Origin of the sequence: Nonomuraea basaltis (assembly GCF_005893125.1) — a bacterium.
Taxonomy (GTDB): domain Bacteria; phylum Actinomycetota; class Actinomycetes; order Streptosporangiales; family Streptosporangiaceae; genus Nonomuraea; species Nonomuraea basaltis.
Window position 1 is genome coordinate 1 of the sequence record NZ_VCJS01000585.1, and the last position, 1,065, is coordinate 1,065.

A 1,065-nucleotide genomic window follows, 5' to 3' on the forward strand; every position below is an offset into this window, starting at 1 on the left:
AAGGGCAGAACACGCGAGTAAAGTTGATCAAGCGGCAGGGATATGGCCGCGCGAACTTTGACCTTCTCAGGAAGAAGATCCTGCTTCGAGACTGACGTCCCGCATCACAAGATCAGCGACAGAGCCCATTTACTCGTACTCACCTCTGCACATCAAGGAGTACGCCGACAAACGGTCGTTTTCTGAAGCTGAGCCGCCCAGCAGGTGGGCTGCTCGTTCCGTGCGCAGGTGGAGTGCCGTGCGGCCGTTGCGTTCTGTTGCCACCAGGTCCGCCCCGCGCAGCGCGCCCAGGTGTTGGGAAACGGCGCTCGGGGTGATGTTCAGGCGGGTGGCCAGGGCCGCGGTCGTCAGGGGTTCGGCCAAGGCGGCGAGGATCTGCGTTCTCGTGCGGCCGAGCACCGGGGCCAGGCCGGTCAGCGCCGGTTGAGGCAGCTCCCAGAGGAGGCCGACGCCCACCGCCGGATAGCGGATCGACGCGGCGGTGACCGGGGCCTTGTCGACGCCCACGTTCGGCCAGTTGAAGACGCTGGGCAGCAGGACCAGGCCATGCTCGCCGGCGTCCACCGTGCAGACGGAGTGCGGGGTGCGCCGGCTGTGCACCACCAATTGGCCGCCGTCCCAGGCGATGTCCCGGTGCAACTCGGCGAACAGCGCCTGCACCCCGCCCTCCACCAGGGTCAGCGCGCGCCGCCCAAGGTCGTCCTCCAGCACGGCGCGCATCCGGCCCCACTGCGGCGCGATCAACTGCTCGTGGCCGCGATGCAGCGCCTCGACCAGCCGCGGCAGGACCGTCGCGGGCTCGGGAGCGCGCTCGGCCGGCGTGCCCAGGACCGCGCCGTACTCGTGCCGGAAGAAGTCCTCTGGCGTGGCCCGCACCAGTTCCAGCTCCGTCGCCAGCGAAGGCAGGCGCTGCCTGGGCGCCGGGAACAGGAACGAGGGCAGCCGTCCGGAAATGAGCGCCCGCAGCAGCGGCAGCTCGCGTTCGCGCGCCAGCAGCGGGCGCGCCTGGCGCACCCAGGGCCGGTGGACGGCGTGGCCGCCCGTACCGAGCAGGATCCGCAACGC

Annotated in this window: 1 protein-coding gene; it reads right to left on the reverse strand. The window is 70.1% G+C overall.

Annotated features, from left to right (window positions below; translation table 11 throughout):
- Window positions 1-129: 129 nt before the first annotated feature.
- The coding region (locus EJK15_RS69520; protein WP_138720961.1) for a DUF5937 family protein at window positions 130-1,065 on the reverse strand (936 nt) is incomplete at its 5' end.